This window comes from Paenibacillus senegalimassiliensis (genome assembly GCF_001486585.1).
Lineage (GTDB): Bacteria > Bacillota > Bacilli > Paenibacillales > Paenibacillaceae > Fontibacillus > Fontibacillus senegalimassiliensis.
Genome location: NZ_LN909046.1, coordinates 1,669,153 through 1,689,239 on the forward strand (window position 1 = coordinate 1,669,153; position 20,087 = coordinate 1,689,239).

At 48.2% G+C, this 20,087-nt stretch carries 15 protein-coding genes; 1 reads left to right on the forward strand and 14 read right to left on the reverse strand.

The window, feature by feature from the left end:
* Window positions 1–175: 175 nt before the first annotated feature.
* The 8 genes from BN3279_RS21845 to BN3279_RS21880 all read right to left on the reverse strand — a co-directional run bounded on the left by BN3279_RS21845 (window position 176) and on the right by BN3279_RS21880 (window position 9,441).
* A complete protein-coding gene (locus BN3279_RS21845) occupies window positions 176–1,528 on the reverse strand; it encodes an ABC transporter substrate-binding protein (RefSeq protein ID WP_059053944.1) in 1,353 nt (450 codons plus the stop codon).
* A 57-nt stretch (window positions 1,529–1,585) separates the two neighbouring features.
* Window positions 1,586–2,428 (reverse strand): carbohydrate ABC transporter permease, encoded by an 843-nt coding sequence (locus BN3279_RS21850; protein ID WP_059053947.1) that lies wholly within the window; start codon window positions 2,426–2,428, stop codon window positions 1,586–1,588.
* A gap of 12 nt (window positions 2,429–2,440) precedes the next feature.
* Window positions 2,441–3,331 (reverse strand): carbohydrate ABC transporter permease, encoded by an 891-nt coding sequence (locus BN3279_RS21855; protein WP_059053949.1) that lies wholly within the window; start codon window positions 3,329–3,331, stop codon window positions 2,441–2,443.
* Window positions 3,331–4,443, reverse strand: a complete 1,113-nt coding sequence (locus BN3279_RS21860; protein WP_059053951.1) for a Gfo/Idh/MocA family protein — start codon at window positions 4,441–4,443, stop codon at window positions 3,331–3,333. The genes BN3279_RS21855 and BN3279_RS21860 overlap by 1 nt, the downstream gene beginning before the upstream one ends.
* A 451-nt stretch (window positions 4,444–4,894) precedes the next feature.
* Window positions 4,895–5,770, reverse strand: a complete 876-nt coding sequence (locus BN3279_RS21865) for a carbohydrate ABC transporter permease (protein WP_059053953.1) — start codon at window positions 5,768–5,770, stop codon at window positions 4,895–4,897.
* Between the two features lie 52 nt (window positions 5,771–5,822).
* Window positions 5,823–6,791: an ABC transporter permease gene (locus BN3279_RS21870; protein WP_059053955.1), complete on the reverse strand. Its 969-nt coding sequence runs from the start codon at window positions 6,789–6,791 to the stop codon at window positions 5,823–5,825.
* A 77-nt stretch (window positions 6,792–6,868) separates the two neighbouring features.
* The gene (locus BN3279_RS21875; RefSeq protein ID WP_059053956.1) at window positions 6,869–8,416 is read right to left on the reverse strand and encodes an extracellular solute-binding protein; all 1,548 of its coding nucleotides are present in this window, start codon (window positions 8,414–8,416) and stop codon (window positions 6,869–6,871) included.
* 152 nt (window positions 8,417–8,568) lie between these two features.
* On the reverse strand, window positions 8,569–9,441 hold the full coding sequence (locus BN3279_RS21880) for a helix-turn-helix domain-containing protein (RefSeq protein ID WP_059053958.1): 873 nt from the start codon (window positions 9,439–9,441) through the stop codon (window positions 8,569–8,571).
* A gap of 193 nt (window positions 9,442–9,634) precedes the next feature.
* Here BN3279_RS21880 and melA point away from each other — a divergent pair, with 193 nt between their 5' ends.
* The gene (gene melA, locus BN3279_RS21885; RefSeq protein WP_059053960.1) at window positions 9,635–10,933 is read left to right on the forward strand and encodes an alpha-glucosidase/alpha-galactosidase; all 1,299 of its coding nucleotides are present in this window, start codon (window positions 9,635–9,637) and stop codon (window positions 10,931–10,933) included.
* Window positions 10,934–11,065: 132 nt separating this feature from the next.
* Here melA and BN3279_RS21890 read toward each other — a convergent pair whose 3' ends face one another.
* The 6 genes from BN3279_RS21890 to BN3279_RS21915 all read right to left on the reverse strand — a co-directional run bounded on the left by BN3279_RS21890 (window position 11,066) and on the right by BN3279_RS21915 (window position 20,086).
* Window positions 11,066–12,832: a glycoside hydrolase family 2 protein gene (locus BN3279_RS21890; protein WP_059053962.1), complete on the reverse strand. Its 1,767-nt coding sequence runs from the start codon at window positions 12,830–12,832 to the stop codon at window positions 11,066–11,068.
* Window positions 12,833–12,850: 18 nt separating this feature from the next.
* The gene (locus BN3279_RS21895) at window positions 12,851–14,863 is read right to left on the reverse strand and encodes an alpha-L-arabinofuranosidase C-terminal domain-containing protein (RefSeq protein ID WP_059053964.1); all 2,013 of its coding nucleotides are present in this window, start codon (window positions 14,861–14,863) and stop codon (window positions 12,851–12,853) included.
* Between the two features lie 20 nt (window positions 14,864–14,883).
* Window positions 14,884–15,780, reverse strand: coding sequence for a carbohydrate ABC transporter permease (locus BN3279_RS21900; protein ID WP_059053966.1), 897 nt, complete (start codon window positions 15,778–15,780; stop codon window positions 14,884–14,886).
* 15 nt (window positions 15,781–15,795) lie between these two features.
* Entirely contained in the window at window positions 15,796–16,755 is a 960-nt protein-coding gene (locus BN3279_RS21905; RefSeq protein WP_059053968.1) for an ABC transporter permease, read from the reverse strand.
* A 33-nt stretch (window positions 16,756–16,788) separates the two neighbouring features.
* Entirely contained in the window at window positions 16,789–18,363 is a 1,575-nt protein-coding gene (locus tag BN3279_RS21910) for an extracellular solute-binding protein (protein ID WP_059053970.1), read from the reverse strand.
* Window positions 18,364–18,496: 133 nt separating this feature from the next.
* Window positions 18,497–20,086, reverse strand: a complete 1,590-nt coding sequence (locus tag BN3279_RS21915; RefSeq protein ID WP_059053972.1) for a helix-turn-helix domain-containing protein — start codon at window positions 20,084–20,086, stop codon at window positions 18,497–18,499.
* Window position 20,087: the final 1 nt, after the last annotated feature.

A 20,087-nucleotide genomic window follows, 5' to 3' on the forward strand; every position in this document is an offset into this window, starting at 1 on the left:
ATCAATGCAGCGAAGGGTCGCAGGGATTCTGGAGAAACGAAGTGTTCGCCTTTGAGAATGGATTTCTACATCATTTGAATTTGTTAAATTAGAGAAATCCATGAACAACAGCGATCGGAAGAACGCTGCGAACCCGTAGCCCCCTCCTTGCCCAAACGTCAGCCACTAATTTCCCCTACTGTATTTGCGCCGCCAACTCCGAAATGGCAGTATCCAGATCCCCTTCGCCGGACAGTGGAAGCTTTAACGTTTGCTCACCATAAGTCCATACGAGATCCGTTTTCTTCACCGTAAATGGAGAGATAATGCCGAACTTCTGCGCATCCAGGAAGATTTGGTTCGCTTCCCCTGCGGTTTCTACATAAGTATCTGCCGCTTCTTTATTGGCTGGCAAGGAATATCCTTGTTTGGCCAAAGCAATTTGCCCTTCGGGACCAGCCAACCAGGAGAGCAGTTTATAAGCGGCTTCTTCATGCTTCGTACTGGCACTAATTGCGACGCCCGCTGGCTGAACGACAGTTTGGGTAGTTTTGAATTTAGGCAAATAAGTCATGCCGTAATCAATACCGGCCTCTTGATAGTTCGTCGTATTCCAGTTACCACCCGGGTTCATGGCTACCTTACCTGTCGTAATGCTCAGGTTGACCTGTCCGCCAAGTCCTTCGATTTGGGCCGGAGTCGTGTTGATCTTCTTATTCTTGGTCACATCGATGAACAATTCCATGACTTCCTTGGCCTCTGGAGTATCCAGAGCCAGCGAACCGTCATCATTCATTAACTTAGCTCCATTCGACCATAGTTCGGGTTCCAGGAACCAGTCCATAGATGAGCCTGGAGAGATGGACATCCCCCATTGGACGATATTCTTGGCATCGAAGCCTTCTTCATCTGCACTCTTGCCATTCTTATCGATCGTCATCTTGGTAGCAATCTCAATGACCTCATCCCAAGTCGGTTCCAAAGAGGGTACAGGCGCATTTTTTGGATTCCGCTCGGCATCATTGAACAGGCCTTTGTTGTAATACCAGACGATGACATTGCCGTCAATTGGCAGTGATACCTGTTTATCTTGATATTGATGGAGGCCAAGCAAGCTGGCATCGATATTTTCTAAATTAAACCCGCCATCTGCGAGCAAAGTGTCAAGCTCCTTATAAATACCCAGTTCAGCATATTTCTCGATGTAGGCATAACTTGTCTTGAATACATCGGGAAGGGTACCCCCAGCCGCATTGGCTGTCAGACCATCCCAATAGCTGCCCCAATCCTTGCCTTCCAGCTTCACCTTGATGTCCGGATTGGCTACCATGAATTGATCCAGCAGTTCCTGCACCCGTTGCAGTTCTTCGGCGGTTCCCCACTGGGAATAAGTAATGCTCACAGGTTCAGCCGTATTAGCACCCGTTCCGGCGGAATTATTCGGATCTGCCGCAGGTTGATTTGTTGCTTGGGAACAGCCTGTCAGGCCAAGAACCAAAGTCAGAATCAGGCTTAAACTCCTAAGTAGCCATTTGCGCTTCGTTTTCATGCGAAATTCCCCCTATGGATAGTATGGAAACAACAAAATACCAACGATTTAGCCGAGTTATCCCTTCGTTCCTGTCAGCACCACCCCCTCAACAATATAACGTTGACCGAAGAAGTAGAGCAGGCCAATCGGGATGATGCTGATGAACGCTCCGGCCGCCAGTGCCGGGAAGTCCTGGCTGGTTTGACCAATGAGCAATTGTAACCCTACGCTTAGTGTGAATTTCAAGTTATCCTTCAGATAAAGGAAGGGACCCAGAAAATCAAGCCAGGAATTGACAAAGGACAAAATCACGGTAGTGATGATAATCGGCTTCGACAGTGGCATGATAACCTTGGCGTAGACCGTCCAGCGGTTTCCTCCGTCCAGATAAGTTGCTTCATCCAGTTCCATAGGAATACTCATGAAGAACTGGCGGAACAAGAAGATGTAGTATGCGCTTCCAAGCCACGCTGGTACGATCAGGGGCAGCCACGTATCGATCCACCCAAGCTTCGTATACAAGACGTAGGACGGAATCATCATAATGGATGGCGGGATCATTAATGTGACGAGCACGACCGAGAACATCTTATCCTTGTACTTCGTCTTGAACCGCGAGAACCCGTAAGCCACGATGGAACTGGAGAGAACTACACCGATAACCACAATGATCGAGATCGTAAATGAGTTCTGAATCCAGCGCCACATGAGCGGTTGTACGGCAAACAGTCGTTCAAAGGCCTCGAACGTAAGTTGCTCGGGAAATATGGCCGGAGGTACCTTGTAGGTCTCCGCCTTGGTCTTCATCATCGTAGAGAGAAGCCACACCAGCGGCCCGACAAACAATAGTAATGTCACTGTCAGCAAGAAGTATTTGGTTATCGTAACGGAAAGACTGCTTTTTCGTCCTTCACTCATTGATGTGCCCCCCTAGTTTCCGGATTCATTATAAACATACCGATTGGACAATTTCATTAATGTTGTGGTCACCAGGGCAATGAGCACAAACAGGAAGATCGATTGAGCCATGGCCATACTGAATTTCAAATCGGTAAAGGCCGATTTATAGATGTTATAGACGAAGGTATAGGAAGCATAGTTAGGTCCGCCCTTGGATAGCAGCATCGCCTCCGTGAACATCTGGAAGTTATACATGGTTTGAATAATGACAACAAACAGAATCGATGAGCTGATCATTGGAAGTGTAATGGAGAAGAACCGGCGAACCTGGCTTGCTCCATCAATCTCCGCCGCTTCATACAGATGCCGCGGGACATTCTTCAGGGCTGCGAGGAAGATCAGTACTCCACTACCGGAAATCCACACCTGCAGCAGGATGATGACCGGCTTGATCGTATGCTCCCCACCCAGCCAATCAATCTTATCGGCACCAAATATACCAAGCGCGGCATTCAGTATACCGAACTCCGCATTGAACACCAGCCGCCATATAATGACGGTAGCCACGATAGGTACGAGGGTCGGCAGATAGTAGAATGTCCGGTACAAAGCGATACCCTTCACCTTGAAATTCAATAACGTAGCCAGCAGCAGCATGCCTGCCGTCACAATAGGTACCCCGAACAGAACGAAATACATCGTGTTAAATACGCTCTTGGTGAAGATCGGACTCTTCAGCATCTCCACAAAGTTATTGATGCCTACGAATTGGTAATCAGTAGAACCCGGCAGCTTGGCATCTGTGAATGCATAGAAGATAGAAGTGCCGAACGGAACCAGGAAGAACACGCAGAAACCAATAATCCAAGGCATAATGAATAGAAAGAAGCCCAGCGTATCTCTTCTACTCGAAACTCTCATCACAACACCTCATGGTCTTGGAGTTCCTGTAGATAAACATAACGTTCCTCAACGATGGATTTCTCTGCGGCCAAGGCGATCAGCAAGGCATTTCGGCCTACCTGGGCACTGGCGAACGGCTGCTTGCCTGTACGGATGCATTCAAGGAAATCGATGCGTTGCGTTTGCCCACCCGTATGTCCACCTTCGATGGAATCGGTGGTCACGTCCACTTCTAAATGATCGCGGCTGGAATCCTCGCCGCCTGTAATGTCGATGGTCTTGTCATTTCTAACCAGCATTTGTGCCCCGTTGCTGCCGATCAGACCAAATTCCAGACCATCATCAGATAGATTCCGTGGCTTGAGATACAGACATAAGCCCAGGTTGGCTTTGCTGCCGTTATCATAGTCAACAGTGATGAAGGCATGGTCGACTACGGAAGGATCGTCGATATACTTGGCTGGATAATGGCTGTAAGAATTCTGAATCAGATTTCTCTGTCCTTGCTTGATGATGTGCTGTCCACCGGAAGCAAATACCCGAACCGGGGTAGCTCCAATCATCCAGTTGAAGATATCAAAGTGATGGCAATCTTTCTCGACAATTGAACCACCTGATTTGGACTTGTCGTAGAACCAATCGGCTGGTGGGAATGAGTCGCGGAATTCCTTGCACCACATCATCTTCACATCGCCTAGCCGCTTCTCTCCAATCTCGTGCGCCATTCTGCGGTACAGGTTGGAGTAACGGTAGACCAGACCAATTTGCAATACCCGTTGATGTTTCTCTGCTGCTTCAATGATAGCATCGCAATCCTCTAGGGTATGAGCAATCGGCTTCTCCAGGAATACATGCTTTCCAGCTTCCAGGAAGGCAACAGCAACTTGCCGGTGCATATAGTTGGGGACGCTGATAACGACCGCATCCAGATCTTCCTTACCCAGCAGTTCATGATAGTCGGAGCAGATGGTCGGATTACTATGACGTAATTCCTTTAGTGTCCGGTCTACATTTGCCTGGTTCATATCGCATATGTACCGTACCTCACAATTATCCAGTCGGTCGAACCCCATGCAGTGATGCGATCCCATATCACCGACGCCAATAAACCCCATTCTGATCTTCCCCATAGTTGTCATGCTCCTTTTTCTTGTTTTTTGCCGCAAATTTCAGTTTTTATAATTACAATATTCTTTAACTAAAATAGCTTTTTAACTTAGCGAAACAAGCATTACCCCTCAATATTTTGTTACTGGATAATCACTCACCCTCTAATTTGCTGATTTCCAAGGATCAACGCAATTTCCATCATGTAGCAAAAAGAAAGTTTAAATTCCCATGCCATGTGAAATTTGCGTAGTAAAATCAATTTATTTGCGGCAAATTTTTGTTAACTTTATTATTACATTTCTTTTGGGAAAGTCAACGGTTATTTTTTGCACTTGTTAACGCTTTCTTGATTTGCACTCTATTACAACGTGAAAAGCCCTCGAATTGTCACAAAGACAAATTCGAGGGCTTGACCAACCCCAGGCTACCCGCACGCCTGATGGTTCACCATGCTTCTGGAAAACGCTACCTTTATCCCTTCATCGAGCCCAGCAAGGCTCCCTTCGCGAAATGCTTTTGCAAGAACGGATACACCAGCAAAATCGGTATAGTCGCCACTACGATAACCGCCATCTTGATCGTCTGATCCGGAGGAGGCACCGTGCCGTCCAGCGTCGAACTGTGGTCCAGTCCGCTCGCCAGCACGACGATTTGCCGGAGCAACACCTGAATGGGCCATTTTGCGCTGTCATTCAAATACAGGATGGCCGACATATACGTGTTCCAGTACGTTACCGCGTAGAACAAGGAGATGGTCGCAATCGCAGGCAAGGACAACGGCAATACAATCCGGAAGAGAATTCCGAAGTCACTGCACCCGTCAATTTTGGCCGATTCCTCCAATCCTTCGGGGATGTTCTGGAAGAAGTTTTTTAGAATAATCATGTTGAAGGCACTGATGGCTGATGGGATAATTAGCGAAGCATAAGAATCGATCATCCCCATTTCCTTCACGACCAGAAATGTAGGAATCAAGCCGCCATTGAACAACATCGTAAATACAACCAGGAAATTGATCGTCTTGCGCCCATCGAGGTCTTTTCGGGCCAGAGCATAAGCCATTAACGCCGTGAGCATCATGCTGAACAATGTGCCGAACAACGTAACTCCTATTGATACGCCCATGGCTTTGAATATCGTATTTGTCGAGAAGATGAATCTGTAAGCCTCCAGGCTCCACACCTTCGGAATCAATACGAATTTATTCGCAGCGAGCTCTGCATTTGTCGTAAACGAACCTGCTACAACATGGACGAAGGGCAGCACCGTAATCAGGGCGATGATGGCCAACAGTGTAAAATTGATGGCAGCGTAAATTCTGCCGGCAATGGATCTATCTTCTACCATTTGAACTCCTCCAACCTTCTTCGGGCTGATATCTTAATCTTTTGGACAAGCATTAATAAACGCCCTCTTCTCCCATTTTCTTGGATACTCGGTTGACCATCATAACCATGATTAAGCCAATCACCGATTTGAAGAATCCAATCGCCGTACTATAGCTATATTGACCCTGCCGCAAGCCGGCGGTGTACACGTACGTATCAATAATCTCTGCAACTCCGCGGTTCATCGAATTCAGCAGCAGGTACACATGCTCGAAGCCAAGGTCCAAAACATGACCAATCTTCAAGATGAACAGCGTGATAATTACACCGCGGATCGCTGGAAGCGTAATATGCCAAACCTGGCGAAGCCGTCCGGCTCCATCCATCCGGGCTGCCTCATACAGTCCTGGATCGACTGCCGCAATGGCCGCCAAGTAAATAATCGTTCCCCAACCTGCTTCTCTCCATATGACTTGAAGAATGTACATCGGCCTGAACCAATCGGGGTTCAGCAAGAAGTTGACCTTCTCGAAGCCGAGATAAACGAGCAACTCGTTAATAATCCCGCCATCCATCGTCACCATAACGTAGGTAATCGACACGATAATGACCCAAGACATAAAGTGGGGTAAATAGACCAGCGTCTGGAACAGCCGTTTAAAGAAGTTGCCCCGCAGTTCGTTAAGCATCAGTGCGAGTATAATCGGCACCGGGAAATAAATGAACAGGTTGAGCGCAAACAAAATGATGGTATTCATCAAAATATTAAGGAAATCCGGTTCAGTAAACAGCCTTTTGAAATGCTCCATCCCCACCCATTCACTGCCCATAATCCCGTTGTAAGGCTTATAGTTCTGGAAGGAGATGATTAGTCCGTACATGGGCAAATATTTGAAAATAATAAAATAGATTAATCCCGGCAGCAGCATGACGTATAGCCATTTATTTCGCCATATTCGCCGCTTGAGCTCGCCGGTATGCGGGCGTTTGCGAGGCTTGAGTCTCGGCCCAGCGGTCGACGGAGCGGTTGCTTCCTGCATGTGTCTCTTCCTCTCTGCTTCATAATTCATTTGAGCAGGCTATGGAGAATCCCCCAATAGCCTGCCCCGTCATTCATTTATCTGGCAGCATTATACTCTTCAATAATTTTGTCGCCGCCACGAGATTTCCACTGCTCCACAGCCTTTTCGAAGCCAGCCTGGTCAATTTGACCATAAATATATTGGTACGTGGCATCTGTAATAATTTGCTGCAACTCTACACCCTTTGACGTGTAGGTTTGCGAATCCAATGCCGCCGTTGGGTCCGGCACACCAACCTTCACGTTCTCCTTGATCAGCTCTTCCGCATGAACCCGCCCAGGCAAGGTGTTATAGCTCTCGTACATCCCGTTCGTCTCGGACTCACCGATGACGCTGTCTTTGAACGGCTTCACTTCGCGTTCAATCAATTCCTTATCATCCGTGACCTTCGCCTTGCCATCCTCTACCGTGTAATGCGTACCTTCGATGCCCCAATACATCAGGTTGGCCACTTCAGGCGTCATCATCTTATCGAAGAAGGCCAGCAGCTTCTTGAGCTCCTCTTCGCTCTTGACTGCAGATTTCGGGAACAAGACGATATTGTTATAGCCTGGAATCATCCATTGCGCGAATACCCCGTCTTTCCCGGCAACCATGCTATGTGTATCCAGCACCGCATCCGGTGCATTCTTGATCAAATCCTTGTTCAGGGAATCAATATCCTGCATGGAACCACCGATATACATACCGGCTTTGCCGCTGGTGAACATGTTAACGGCATCTGTTTTACTTGTGGCTGCAAAGTCCTGGTTCATGTAACCGTTACTACGAAGATTTTTGAAAAATTCCATTGTGTCTACATATTGCGGGAAGGTGAATTCAGGCTGCAAGCTACCATCCTTCTCACCCCAATTGTTTGGCGTGCCGAACCAGGCAGATACGGTCTTGAACGCCCCATAGACCAACTCATTGCGGTCAGCGAGCCCCGTTGTATCCTTCTGTCCATTGCCGTCAGGGTCCTGTTCGGTGAATGCCTTGGCCATCTCGAACAACTCATCGACGTTAGCCGGTGCGGAGATGCCGAGCTTATCTGCCCAGTCCTTCCGATAAATCATGCCTTGTCGAGCCAGCGGTCTGCCGATGTACAGCGAGTACAGCTTGCCATCCACCTTCGTGTTGTTGAGAATTTCAGGTTTCATCTTGCTCAGGTTCGGGAATTCGCCCAAGTAAGGCTCGATTTCCCAAAACTGTCCGTCTTTAATCGCTTCCTTCATCTGGATAAATGTAGTCTGATTTTTGAGGTAAGTGACTTGAGGCAGAGAACCTGTCGCAAAAGCGGTGTTCAGCTTCTCTTCATACGTATCTGCGGGGAAAAATTGATATGTCAGCTTCGTGTTTGTTAGTTTCTCAAGCTCGGTCTTGATGGTATCTGGTGGAGTTTCTGACGTATTCAACGGAAGCATAATTGTAATTTCCGTTGGTTCTTGCGGTACTTCAGCCTGGTTCTCCACGTTGGATGGAGCCGGGTCTGTCGTCGCTGCGCTTCCGTTGCCCCCTCCATTGTTACCGCTTCCACAACCGGCCAGCACAAGGCTAAGCGTCAGGATTGTGGTCAGCAAGAGGGTGAAAGACTTGTTTTTCATACCGTTTTGACCTCCAATGAAATATAATCGTTACTCCTTCACAGTACATTTCATTGAAGCGTTTCAGAAACAATCATTTGCTCATAATCCCGTGCTGCATCCCTGATTAGACCGCATATCTGAACAAATGATTATCATAGTGATTGCCTTCTTCAAATGGAGTCAGACTTCGCAGCCCTATTCCGGTATTCACTAGGCGACATGCCCGTCATCTTCCGGAATTGCCGTGAGAAATATAGTGCATCATTGAATCCTACCGAGGAAGCAATCTGATCGACGGTCAAGGCTACGCCTGTCAGCAACTGCTTGGCCTTATCCATCCGTACCTTCATGAGGTATTGCTTGGGAGACAATCCGGTGCGCGCCTTGAAGGCGTGGAACAGATGGGCACGATGATAACCAAGCTGACGAGCAAGCTCTTCGATGCTAAGCTGCTGCTGATATTGCAGCGAGAACCAGCGAATGGCCTGTTCGACTTGCCGGTCGATCATCGCCAGCTCCTTCAGGTCTGGATCAGGTGTTGCTTCCCGGTGAGCCAGCCCGAAATGATGGAATAGCAGTAGGAGCCACCCTGATGCCTCCAGGCTTTCTAGTCGAGGATCTGCTCCTTGTTGTAGTGCGACGCGAATTTTCGTATACAGCTCTCGCAAGGCGACTACATCGCCGGAACGGACTACGGGTGCCGTCTGAGTAATTCCGATCTCTGCCAGTTGGCTAAAGACCCCCGGTCCCTGCAACGCCACCCAGGTATAATGCCAAGGGTTCATGGTATCCGCCTGATAAGAGAACAAGTTCCCCGGAAAGATCACGAAGGTATCTCCTGGTCGACAATCATAAGTCACCCCTCCCCATTCAAACGTCCCCTTCCCCTCCAGTACGCTATGTAGTAGGTAATAGTCATGTACTGAAGGCCCAATTTTATGATCGGGCCGAGGATAGGCTTGCCCACTGAACAATAAGTTGATTTGTTTCTCCTGCTTGTCGGCATTCATATAAGCTTCATACATATCATGTTCGGGAATCATAGATCCTCCTGGTAATTTACGACCTCATAACATTTATAGTAATAGCCTACTCCACATCTCGGATTAAACACAACATTTATCCATAGATAACTTTCATTCATCCATACTCACAATTAGCTAATTGGACTATATTGAGGACGTGCAACAAAGTTATGTATCATTCATCCGTCCATATGATAAGGAGGAGTCTATTATGCCTAAAATTACATTTATCGGGGCCGGCAGCACCGTATTTGCCAAGAACGTGCTGGGGGATTGCATGCAAACCCCGGCCTTGCAGGGGTTCGAGTTAGCCCTGTTCGACATTGACCAGCAACGCTTGAAGGATTCCGAGAATATGCTGAACAACCTCCGGCACAGCAGCGGCAGCACATGTGTTATCAAAGCTTATACGGATCGCAAGGACGCGCTGCGCGGAGCCAAATATGTAATTAACGCAATCCAGGTTGGCGGGTACGATCCTTGTACGATTACCGATTTTGAAATTCCCAAGAAGTACGGACTACGCCAAACCATCGCGGACACCGTGGGCATCGGCGGTATCTTTCGCAACCTGCGTACGATTCCCGTGATGCTGGACTTCGCGTCCGACATCCGCGAGGTGTGTCCTGACGCCTTGTTCCTCAACTACACCAACCCGATGGCCGTACTCACCAACGTAATGAATACTTACGGACAGGTCCGGACCGTTGGCCTTTGCCATAGCGTCCAGCAGTGTATCCCCGGCTTGTTCGACAGCCTTGGACTCGACAAGACGGGCGTACAGGCCAAGATTGCCGGCATCAACCATATGGCTTGGCTGCTTGAGGTCACCCGCGATGGCGTCGATCTGTACCCGGAGATCAAGCGTCTTGCCGCAGAGAAGCAGCAAACGCCCCATTCAGATATGGTACGCTTTGAAATGATGCTCAAATTCGGCTATTATATCACCGAATCTTCAGAGCATAATGCCGAATATCATCCTTATTTCATCAAACGCCAATATCCCGAGTTGATCGAACGCTTCCAAATACCATTGGATGAATATCCGCGCCGCTGCGTATCGCAAATTGCGAATTGGGAGAAGATGCGTGAGGAGCTAGTCAATAATTATGATTTGAAGCATGAGCGGTCCCATGAGTATGCCTCTTATATCATGGAAGCGATCGAAACCGATGTCCCCTTCAAAATTGCCGGCAATGTGATGAATACTGGATTGATTCCCAACTTGCCACAGGAAGCCTGCGTAGAGGTCTCTTGCCTGGTAGACGCCAGCGGCGTTACCCCGACCTATGCCGGGAACTTGCCGCCGCAATGCGCTGCATTGAACCGCACCAACATCAACACGCAGCTACTTACGATCGAAGCTGCAATAACCGGCAAGAAAGAGCACATCTACCATGCGGCTATGCTGGACCCTCATACGGCGGCAGAGCTGTCGATGGACGACATCGTGGCCCTCTGCGACGATCTTATCGCCGCCCACGGCGACTGGTTGCCTGCGTTCCGCTGATGGTAGACCCAGCTTGGCTGGGCTCAGCAGCCTCATCAGGTAAGGCCCAATGCCAAAACAGCAAGGCCAGAGGGACTCCGGTTACTCAGAGTCCTAGGCCTTGCTGTTTTACTATTCTTGTATTTGCTTACGTTACTTCAAGTTGATCTCCTTGATTTGCTCCAGTGGGAATTTCGGCTTGCGATCTTCGGTTAATAACCCATTAATCTCCTGCTGTACATCCGTTAATTGCGTGTAGCAAAATCCACAAATATAATCCACACTCTTGATCGCCTGGATCAACCCGTCGAACCGTTGCAAGAATTCCTCTTCTGTATCCACCTGGCGACCATACCCCCACCCTTTGTCCGATTGGAACGCAACTCCGCCGAACTCAGTAATCATAATGGGTTGCCCTTTGTACTCATAGCCAGCCGCCAAAGCATATTTCCAGTGGTTGCACGTGGTTTCTTTATTGACAATCTCATCCTTGTTACCTGCATAACGCTGCAAGAAGCCCTCTCCGGTCTCCACATAATCATGAAGTGTAATAATATCGGAGACCGTATGCTCCCAGCCATCATTGGTAATGACCGGGCGATAAGGATCAATCGACTTGGTCAGATGATAAATGCCTTCGGTGAACTTCTGCTGTCGTTGATCGTGAAGGATATAATGAATGCCCCAGGATTCATTGAATGGCACCCAGGTAATAATGCTGGGATGGTTATATTGCTGCTGGACGATCTCCAGCCATTCCTTCGTGAACTTCTCAACGGCATGATCATGGAACTCGAAGGTAGCCGCCATCTCTGACCATACCAGCAGTCCTTTTACATCACACCAATACAGGAAGCGGGCATCTTCAATTTTCATATGCTTGCGTACACCGTTGTATCCCATGGCCAGCATATGGTCGATGTCAGCGATAATCGCCTCCTCACTAGGAGGAGTGAGATGGCTTTCTGTCCAATACCCTTGATCCAGGATGAGCCGTTGATAGATGGGTCCGTTGTTCAGCAGAACCTTGCCCTTTTCAATGGATACCTTCCTCATGCCAAAATAGGAAATAACGCGATCTATAATTACATCATCCCGATAGAGCACAAATTCCACATCATACAAATTCGGCTGCTTCGGGGACCAAAATGATCGTTTCCACGGCCCCATGGCTTCGTGGATCAAATCAACCTCTACGCTCAATCGAGACCGGTCGACGCCTAGGCTTACAGTCTTGACCGCACGGTCCTTGAAGGTCACGATCGCTTCCAACCTCAGACTCCCTGTTGCTGTTTCCAGACCTGATACATAATAATCAAAGCACACTCGGGCATGATCGAGATCCGGGGTAATTTTCACCGTTTCAAGATGCTGTTCTTCCACATATTCCAGCCAGACGGTCTGCCAAATTCCTGTTGTCTGTACGTAAAAACATTCAAAATTGTCCTTCGTCCAGCGTTGCTTGCCCCTTGGCTGAGTGCAATCGTCACTATCTTCTGCCTTCAAGGTCACGATATTGTCCGCTCCAAACACCAGATAAGGAGTAATATCAAAAGAAAATGCCGTATACGCTCCCTGATGTTCTCCGGCCAGCGTGCCATTTACCCAGACCTTGGCCAGGTAGTCCACAGCCTGAAAGTGAAGGATGACCCGCTTGCCGTCCGCCTCTTCCGGAATAGAGACCGTCCTGCTGTACCATACCCGGGGATGAAATTCTTCGATCCCGATTCCGCTGGCTTGCGTCTCATAAGTAAAGGGAACAATGATCTTATGTGTCTCTTCTAACTGTTGTTGCCATTGCTCGATTTCTCCAACATGATCGTCATCGAAGCGGAATCCCCATGTACCGTTTAAGTTCATCCAGTTATCACGAACGAACTGTGGCCTTGGATAATCCTTAACATAACCCTTCGTTGTCATTCCCGCTCCTCCTGTTCACTATCCGTTTCTGATTTCCAGCGCATATATAGACGTCGGGCGCAGCGCGTAACCTTCATTCCAGGCTTCAAGTGGAACTGTCTTTGTCTTGCAGACAATGCAATCCGGCGCGAAGACGGAATTAATCTCCCATTCGGAATCTCCCGTAATCTCATACAGCGTTGTTTCCTCTGCTGAGCTTAGCCCTTGTAACGAAAGCTGGGCCTTCACCTCATCCAGACTCCGGTTCACCATAAATAGGGTAATCAGACTTCCCTCCTCATTGCTGAACGCTACCGTATCCAGGTCCGGCAGATTTTCCAGACTAATTGGAGTTGCCTTATTGGCTTTAACTGCAAAGGTCCCGCAGACCGTATCTGTAGCAAGTAAACGCGAAATATCCCTGCCAGCATACAACTTCATCACTTCATAGGTAGGTGTGCCGTAGATGGTGAGCGGCTGTCCACTCCATCCCGCTTTCTTGCCACAGTATTGGTCGGCATAGTAATCACCCACCCGTATACACCCTCCAAGCCAACCGTTAACCAAATCCGAGAAGCTGCCAATGTGAACAATATCGCTAGCACGCAGCATGGCATTCAAGTTAGCGGCATTAGCTACGGCTGCACCAAGAGTATGTTCATCCGGCACACCTTTTCTAATTGTATTGGGATAATACATCGTATTGTATTCGGTGATGGCCAGCTTAACATGAGAATGCTTGGGATCAGCCAGAATTTCTTCCCTTGTCTCTTCGATATTGAGACGAGTATATTCCGGGAAGGAAGCTATCGCCTTATAGCGCTCCTCAGCAGGCGTATTATGATCCATGGCAAAGCGATTATAGCCGTGATACAAGTGTAATGTCAGATAATCAATGTGTTCGCCAGCGACCCGGAGCACCACCCGGTTCCACTCCTGATCTGTATGCCCGCAAGCCAGAATGATGAGCGAAGAGTCAACCTCCTTCATGGCCTTGATGATCGGCACCGTTCGTTTGGCGAACTCTTCTCCTGTACAAGTTCCTACCTGCCAGGGTCCCCATACCTCATTACCGATCTCCCAATACTTCACGTTATACGGTTCTGGATAGCCATTGGCTGCACGTTTCGCCCCCATGGGTGTATCGATACTTCCGTTGCAATATTCTACCCATTGCGCGGCTTCCTCCGGAGTTCCCGAACCATCGTTCACACAGATTAACGGTTCTACCTGCAGTTCCCGACAGAACTGGATAAATTCATCGGTACCAAAGTATTTGCTCGTCCAGCCGCCCCATGCCTCATTGAACATAACCGGACGTTCAAGCACTGGGCCGATGCCGTGTTCGAAATGATAAGCGCTAATATAATTACCGGCAAGCCTCATCATGCCAGCATTCAAATCTCTGCTCATCTCGACCACTTCCCGCTTCACTAATCCGATGTGGTCTTTAGGTAATAGCGAGACATGATCAATCCAGAGCATGCCCGTAGATACGCTATCCTTCCATCTGGGATGCTCAGCAGGTACATATAGTCGAAGTTCTACATTTGCACAATCCCGTTTGATGCCCAGTACAACTTCGTATTCTTTCCAGTTATGACTGTCCAGTTCAATGCGCTCCAGCCCAAGCCGCTCCTGGCTCAGCCGATCCACCGCCTCAACAATGACATAAGTAATCTCAATCGAGACTCTCGCCACCAGCTTAACGGTATATTCCATCGCACCCTTTAATGCCACATTCTGAGCGATACCCGCATAGGCTTCGTCATCACTTAATATTTTAATGCGTTGAGCACGTCCCGAATGCTTTGGCGCCGCTGCCTCAAGCGCGTACTTGGTATTCCGACCGTTCGTATAAGCGGACCAGCTTCCCGCTACTTGAACTGCCAGCTCCGGATCACTCTCAAAATCCATATCTTTCAGCGGAAAAGCCAACATCGCTTCCATATGATCCCGGATATCTTCAACGAAATGACCAAACAAATAAGGATTTACCGTATGATTGCTTCTCTGGTTGCTATCAATCGTTATCATGGCATTGCTTTTCATGGTTGTACCTCCGTTTCAATTTACCCTTTGATCGAACCAATCATGACGCCCTTGACAAAGTGCCGCTGCACAAATGGATACATAATCAGGACGGGCAGACTGGATACGATAATCACCGCATATTTGATACTCTCGGACAACAGAATTTTATCCTCAAGTCCTACATTTCCACCTTCTTCTCCAGCCGATTGGCTGATCATCAAGATCTCGCGCAGCACGAGTTGGAGCGGATACAGCTCTTCACTACGGATGTAGATAAGTGCGTTAAAGAATGCATTCCAGTGACCCACAGCATAGAACAGAACCATAACTGCCAATATCGGCTTAGACAATGGCAAGATGATGCTAAGGAGCAATCTCCAGTTAGAGCAACCATCCATATGGGCTGCTTCTTGTAATTCCCAGGGAATGCTGGACTGAAAATAAGTTCTCATCACGATCAGATTATATGTGGAAATAGCCCCCGGAATGATGAGTGCCCACATCGTATCGACCATCCCAAGCCCTTTGACGAGCAGATAACTGGGAATCAAGCCACCACTAAAGAACATGGTTAACGTAATAATCAACATCAGCCCTTTGCGACCTGGTAGATCCGGTCTTGAGAGGGGATACGCGGCTAACAGTGTCATTACGATATTTATGAGTGTACCTACCACGGTGTATAGAATGGAGTTGCGATACCCGATCCAGATTTTGTCATTATGCAAAATATTATTGTAAGCCTCAAGTGTCACTCCCTTGGGCAGCAGCCATACCTCCCCATTCAGGACCCTCGCAGGATCACTGAAAGAAGCCGCAACTACAAATAACAAAGGATAAAGTACGATGATAATAATTACCGCAGCTATCAAATATACAATGACATCGAACCGAAGTTCGTCCGATGGACCTTTCGCAGCTATTTTTTCAGCCATTCTTCTTCTCCTCCCCTACCAAAGGCTCGTCTCCGATGTTTTTCGTGCAAAGCGGTTCACAAGCAGCAAGAGCGTCAGATTAATCAAGGAGTTGAAGAGTCCGATGGCCGCCGTGTAACTATACTCTCCCTTTAGAATCCCCGTTGTATAGACAAAGGTCGAGATCACGTCACTTGCTTCGAGATTCAAGTTATTTTGCATGAGCAAAATTTTCTCAAATCCGATATTCATAAATTGGCCAATGTCCAGGATCAGCAAGATAACAATGACAGGAACAATCCCTGGTAGAGATACGTGCCAGATGCGGCGTAGCCGAGAGGCACCGTCCATTTTGGCGGCTTCATATAATTGCGGATTAATTCCGCTAAGTCCCGCAATATAAATGATCGATTGCCAGCCCATGTTCTGCCAAATATTTGAACCAATGAAGATAGTCTTGAACCATCCCGCCGATTCCATAAAGCGAACGGACGATCCACCCAAGCCCTGAATCAGCATGTTAATGGGGCCATTTGCCGAGAGCATCACGTTCAAAATCCCTACGATAACAACAACTGAAATAAAATGCGGGATATAAGTAATATTTTGCAGCAGCTTGCTGTAGCTCTTGCTACGAATTTCGTTAATTAACAGCGCTAACATAATGGGGATTGGAAAAGCAAGCAATAGTGAGAGCAGGTTGATTGACAGAGTATTCCAGAGCAATCTTCCAAAATAGTAAGAATCGAAGAAGCGCTGGAAATGCTCAAACCCTACCCAACTGCTGCCGAGAATTCCCTTGCCGGGATTGAAATTTTTAAAAGCAATTTGCAGCCCATAAAGAGGGCCGTAATGGAACAACAAATACCATACAATCGGCACTAGCAACATGAGGTACAAATCATATCTCTTGGCGATTTGTCTGAGCAGGCGGTTGCCCCGTTCCGAACGGAACTGGGGCACCACGACAGTCTCATGGATTTTTGCGTTCTTCATGAACATCCACTCCTATCCGCAAGACGATTTACTTTATTTCTCCATTTTGTCATAGGCTTCTTGATAAATTTGCTGTAATTCTTCCAGATTCATTTTCTTCAGAGTGGCCTGGAATTCATCCCATTTATCGAAGCTCAGCGCACCCGCAATAAATTTGGTGCTTTGTTCTTCATAATACTTGTCGATATCATTACGAAGCATATTTACCTTTTGAGCTGTCTCTTCGTCAAACATAGGAGCAGCATAGCGAACTTCCGGCATATACGGGTCCAGCTTTTTTTGTGCTTCCTGAACCTGTGGAGGGTTGATATAAGAAGCGACATACTCACTGATGATATGTGGTGCTCCTCCTCCGGCATAAGGTGTCAGCTTCGGTTGTGTCTCAGCCGTCGAGAATTCCGGTTTGTAGTGCGGAATGCCGTCAACGATTTCGTAATGTTCACCTTCCCGGCCGAACCGTAGCAGTGTTGAGCCTTCATCGGTATAGAAGTAGTCAATCCAGCGTAGAGATACTTCCGGGTATTTATTAACGGACGTAATGGCAAATGCTCCGGGATCTCTCGGAACCGGTGAACCCTGGGATTGCAGACGATCACCATAAGGTCCTTCCGGCGGTGCAATGCCTACATATTGGTCAGCAATTGGCAGGAAGTTATTGTTCGTTTGATCAAAGAACATTCCTGTGTTACCAGTCCCTTGCTTGGCCAAAAATTGAGCTTCGGTTTGAGAGAAAATTTCAGGATCAAGCAATTTCTCCTTATACAGCTTGTTCAAATACATCAGCAATTCCTTGTTCTTCTCGTTCCCCATCCAAATTTCAACCTTGTCGTCCACGATATTAATGTTGTAGCCAAACTGTAGATCCAGCCCATAGGATCCGCTCATGGCAACTACAATAGGAAGTCCTGTACGAGCCGTTAATGGAAGCTCATCCTTCTGTCCGTTCCCGTTCGGATCTCCATCGCGGAAGGCAACCAGCACATCGTATAACTCATCCAGCGTTTCCGGTTCCTTCAAGTTCAACTTCTCCAGCCAGGCTTTATTGATCCATTTCTTGTCTGTACGCGCGGAACCCAGAGTTACAATGCCAGGAAGTGAGTAAATATGCCCTTCAGGAGTCGTAATCGCTGCGCGAATTTCCGGATACTGCTCCATCAATTTATTGAAATTCGGAGCATATTCTTCGATCATATCTTCGAGAGGAATCAATTGACCTCCAGCACCGTAACGAACGGCCTCCAGAGGAGTGATGCCTGAACGGAACATTACGTCTGGCAATTCGTTAGAAGCAAACAGCAGATTTTTCTTCTCCTGGAACCCATCTGTAGGTGCTTCAATAAATTCTACCTTTACATTGCTCATCTTCTCGTAATCCTGGAATACAGGCATATCCTTGAATGGCCCGTTGACCGGGGCAATTCGGGTGAACATTTTCAGCGTAATCGGCTCCTGAACAATCGGGAATCCTTCCTTGCTGACCACCACCTCGGAACCTCCCCCGGCGGCGGATTTCTTATTGTCGCCCCCGGCGCCACAGCCTCCCAGCACCAATGCGGCAACCAGCATCGTGCTGATAGCAGCTTTCCCCCAGTTTCTGTGTTTGTACATCTTGACATGACCTCCTTTAAAAGTACAAAGCCATAACATGTAAGCGTTTACTAAGATGTGAGTTCATTATATTTCGTACAGGTCAGGTCGCAAATTACACAAATATGACTACTTACTCTACTTATTTGTGGAGTTACTTGGCGTGTTCGTCCGACTTGAGCTGCTGCACATAGGCCTGCGGAGTCATTCCGGTCCATTCCTTAAAGACTTTGAAGAAATAATTATAGGTGCTGAAGCCCACTTGCCCACTAACTTGCTTGACTGAATAACGGCCACTCTCCAGCAGCTTTCGGCTAGCATCAATCCGCACCCGGTTGACATATTCGGAGAAGGTCATACCTGCCTCTTCCTTGAAGATGCGACTCAGATAAGACGAGCTCAAGCCAATAGCCCCCGCTGCCAATTCCAAGGTAATATAACTTGAATATTTCTCCAGAATCAGCAGGACAGCCTGAGATACATGCCGAGAGTAGGGACCAGCGGCCCGCTCCTCCTTGAGGCGCTGCAACAGTTCCTCATAGTAGGATTGCAGCCACTTCTCTAGCTCCGCTGTCTGAGCGATACGGCCCAATTCTTCGCGTGTCGGCAAGGTTCCCGGCTCTTCTTCACCGGTTAGAGGAATCCACTTGCGCGCAGCCTTCTCCCCGATCGACAGCAACTCCCGGACAATCATTTGCACCGCTGGAGCATGGATAGGCTGTTCACGTACACCGTCAAATACGGAAGCAATCAAGCTGTATACGCCTTGACGATCCAGATTCTCCACCGACAGCAGCAATTGCTTCTGTTCCTCTATGGTCAGAGCAATCCGTTCGGAATGCTTACCCGCCAATGCCAGGGTAGGGCAGGCATCCAGACGCTTCTCCGCGTTACGATAACTGGCCTCCAGCCCCAGCAAGCTACTGCAAACATGCCCCACCGCATAGGTGCAGGTCAGGTTAAGAAATAATTCCAGGGAATGGCGCAGGTGACTCATTAATCGTTCTGCCTCGCTAGCCGCAACTCGTTCACTACGTTCCTGAAAGGCAAAAATCACGGCAATTCGTCCATTCTCTACGTAAGCAGCCGTTCGCTCCGGCAGTTCACCCAAGCTTTGCTGAATCATATCCAGGGCTTGCCGGACCATATGGTTCGTCTGGACGTCGCTACGAGCTTCCGTCAGCAACAGGAAGGAAGAGATTTGCATCGCTCCCACGGTATAACATACGGTCTGCTCGAACATTGCCTTCTCCCGGACATAGTCCATCATCTCCTGGGTTGCTTCGGCTTGGCCCTGCAACATCTGCGCCACCAGTTCGCGTACCTTCCAGATATCCTCCACCTCAACCGGTTTGGTATCCCGTTCAACCACAGACACGCGGACCGCTTTCTGCAATACGTTGATTAGCGTAGACCCATCCAACCGATGCTTGAGCAAATAATCCACTGCTCCATTCTGCAAGCACTCCCGTACATAATCGTAATTGTCATAGCTGCTGAGCATGATCGTTTTGACAAAGGGATACTGCTGCTGAATTTTCCGGTTCAATTCAACCCCGTTCATTCCCTGCATATCCACGTCGAGAATGACGATATGAGGATGAACGCTCGCTATCATCTCCAGTGCCGAAGCCCCATCGAAGGCTTGCCCACACAATTCGAAGTCTCCCTCCTGCCAATTCGATAAGGTTCTGAGATGGTGATACACCAATGGCTCGTCATCTACCAGCAATACTTGATACATG

Coding starts and splice junctions, on each gene's coding strand:
- BN3279_RS21870 (WP_059053955.1), bottom strand. CDS start 6,791: ATGCAGGAAGCAACCGCTCCGTCGACCGCTGGGCCGAGACTCAAGCCT.
- BN3279_RS21855 (WP_059053949.1), bottom strand. CDS start 3,331: ATGAGAGTTTCGAGTAGAAGAGATACGCTGGGCTTCTTTCTATTCATT.
- BN3279_RS21915 (WP_059053972.1), bottom strand. CDS start 20,086: ATGTATCAAGTATTGCTGGTAGATGACGAGCCATTGGTGTATCACCAT.
- BN3279_RS21865 (WP_059053953.1), bottom strand. CDS start 5,770: ATGGTAGAAGATAGATCCATTGCCGGCAGAATTTACGCTGCCATCAAT.
- BN3279_RS21890 (WP_059053962.1), bottom strand. CDS start 12,832: ATGACAACGAAGGGTTATGTTAAGGATTATCCAAGGCCACAGTTCGTT.
- BN3279_RS21845 (WP_059053944.1), bottom strand. CDS start 1,528: ATGAAAACGAAGCGCAAATGGCTACTTAGGAGTTTAAGCCTGATTCTG.
- BN3279_RS21880 (WP_059053958.1), bottom strand. CDS start 9,441: ATGATTCCCGAACATGATATGTATGAAGCTTATATGAATGCCGACAAG.
- BN3279_RS21860 (WP_059053951.1), bottom strand. CDS start 4,443: ATGGGGAAGATCAGAATGGGGTTTATTGGCGTCGGTGATATGGGATCG.
- BN3279_RS21895 (WP_059053964.1), bottom strand. CDS start 14,863: ATGAAAAGCAATGCCATGATAACGATTGATAGCAACCAGAGAAGCAAT.
- BN3279_RS21905 (WP_059053968.1), bottom strand. CDS start 16,755: ATGAAGAACGCAAAAATCCATGAGACTGTCGTGGTGCCCCAGTTCCGT.
- BN3279_RS21900 (WP_059053966.1), bottom strand. CDS start 15,780: ATGGCTGAAAAAATAGCTGCGAAAGGTCCATCGGACGAACTTCGGTTC.
- BN3279_RS21910 (WP_059053970.1), bottom strand. CDS start 18,363: ATGTACAAACACAGAAACTGGGGGAAAGCTGCTATCAGCACGATGCTG.
- BN3279_RS21850 (WP_059053947.1), bottom strand. CDS start 2,428: ATGAGTGAAGGACGAAAAAGCAGTCTTTCCGTTACGATAACCAAATAC.
- BN3279_RS21875 (WP_059053956.1), bottom strand. CDS start 8,416: ATGAAAAACAAGTCTTTCACCCTCTTGCTGACCACAATCCTGACGCTT.
- melA (WP_059053960.1), top strand. CDS start 9,635: ATGCCTAAAATTACATTTATCGGGGCCGGCAGCACCGTATTTGCCAAG.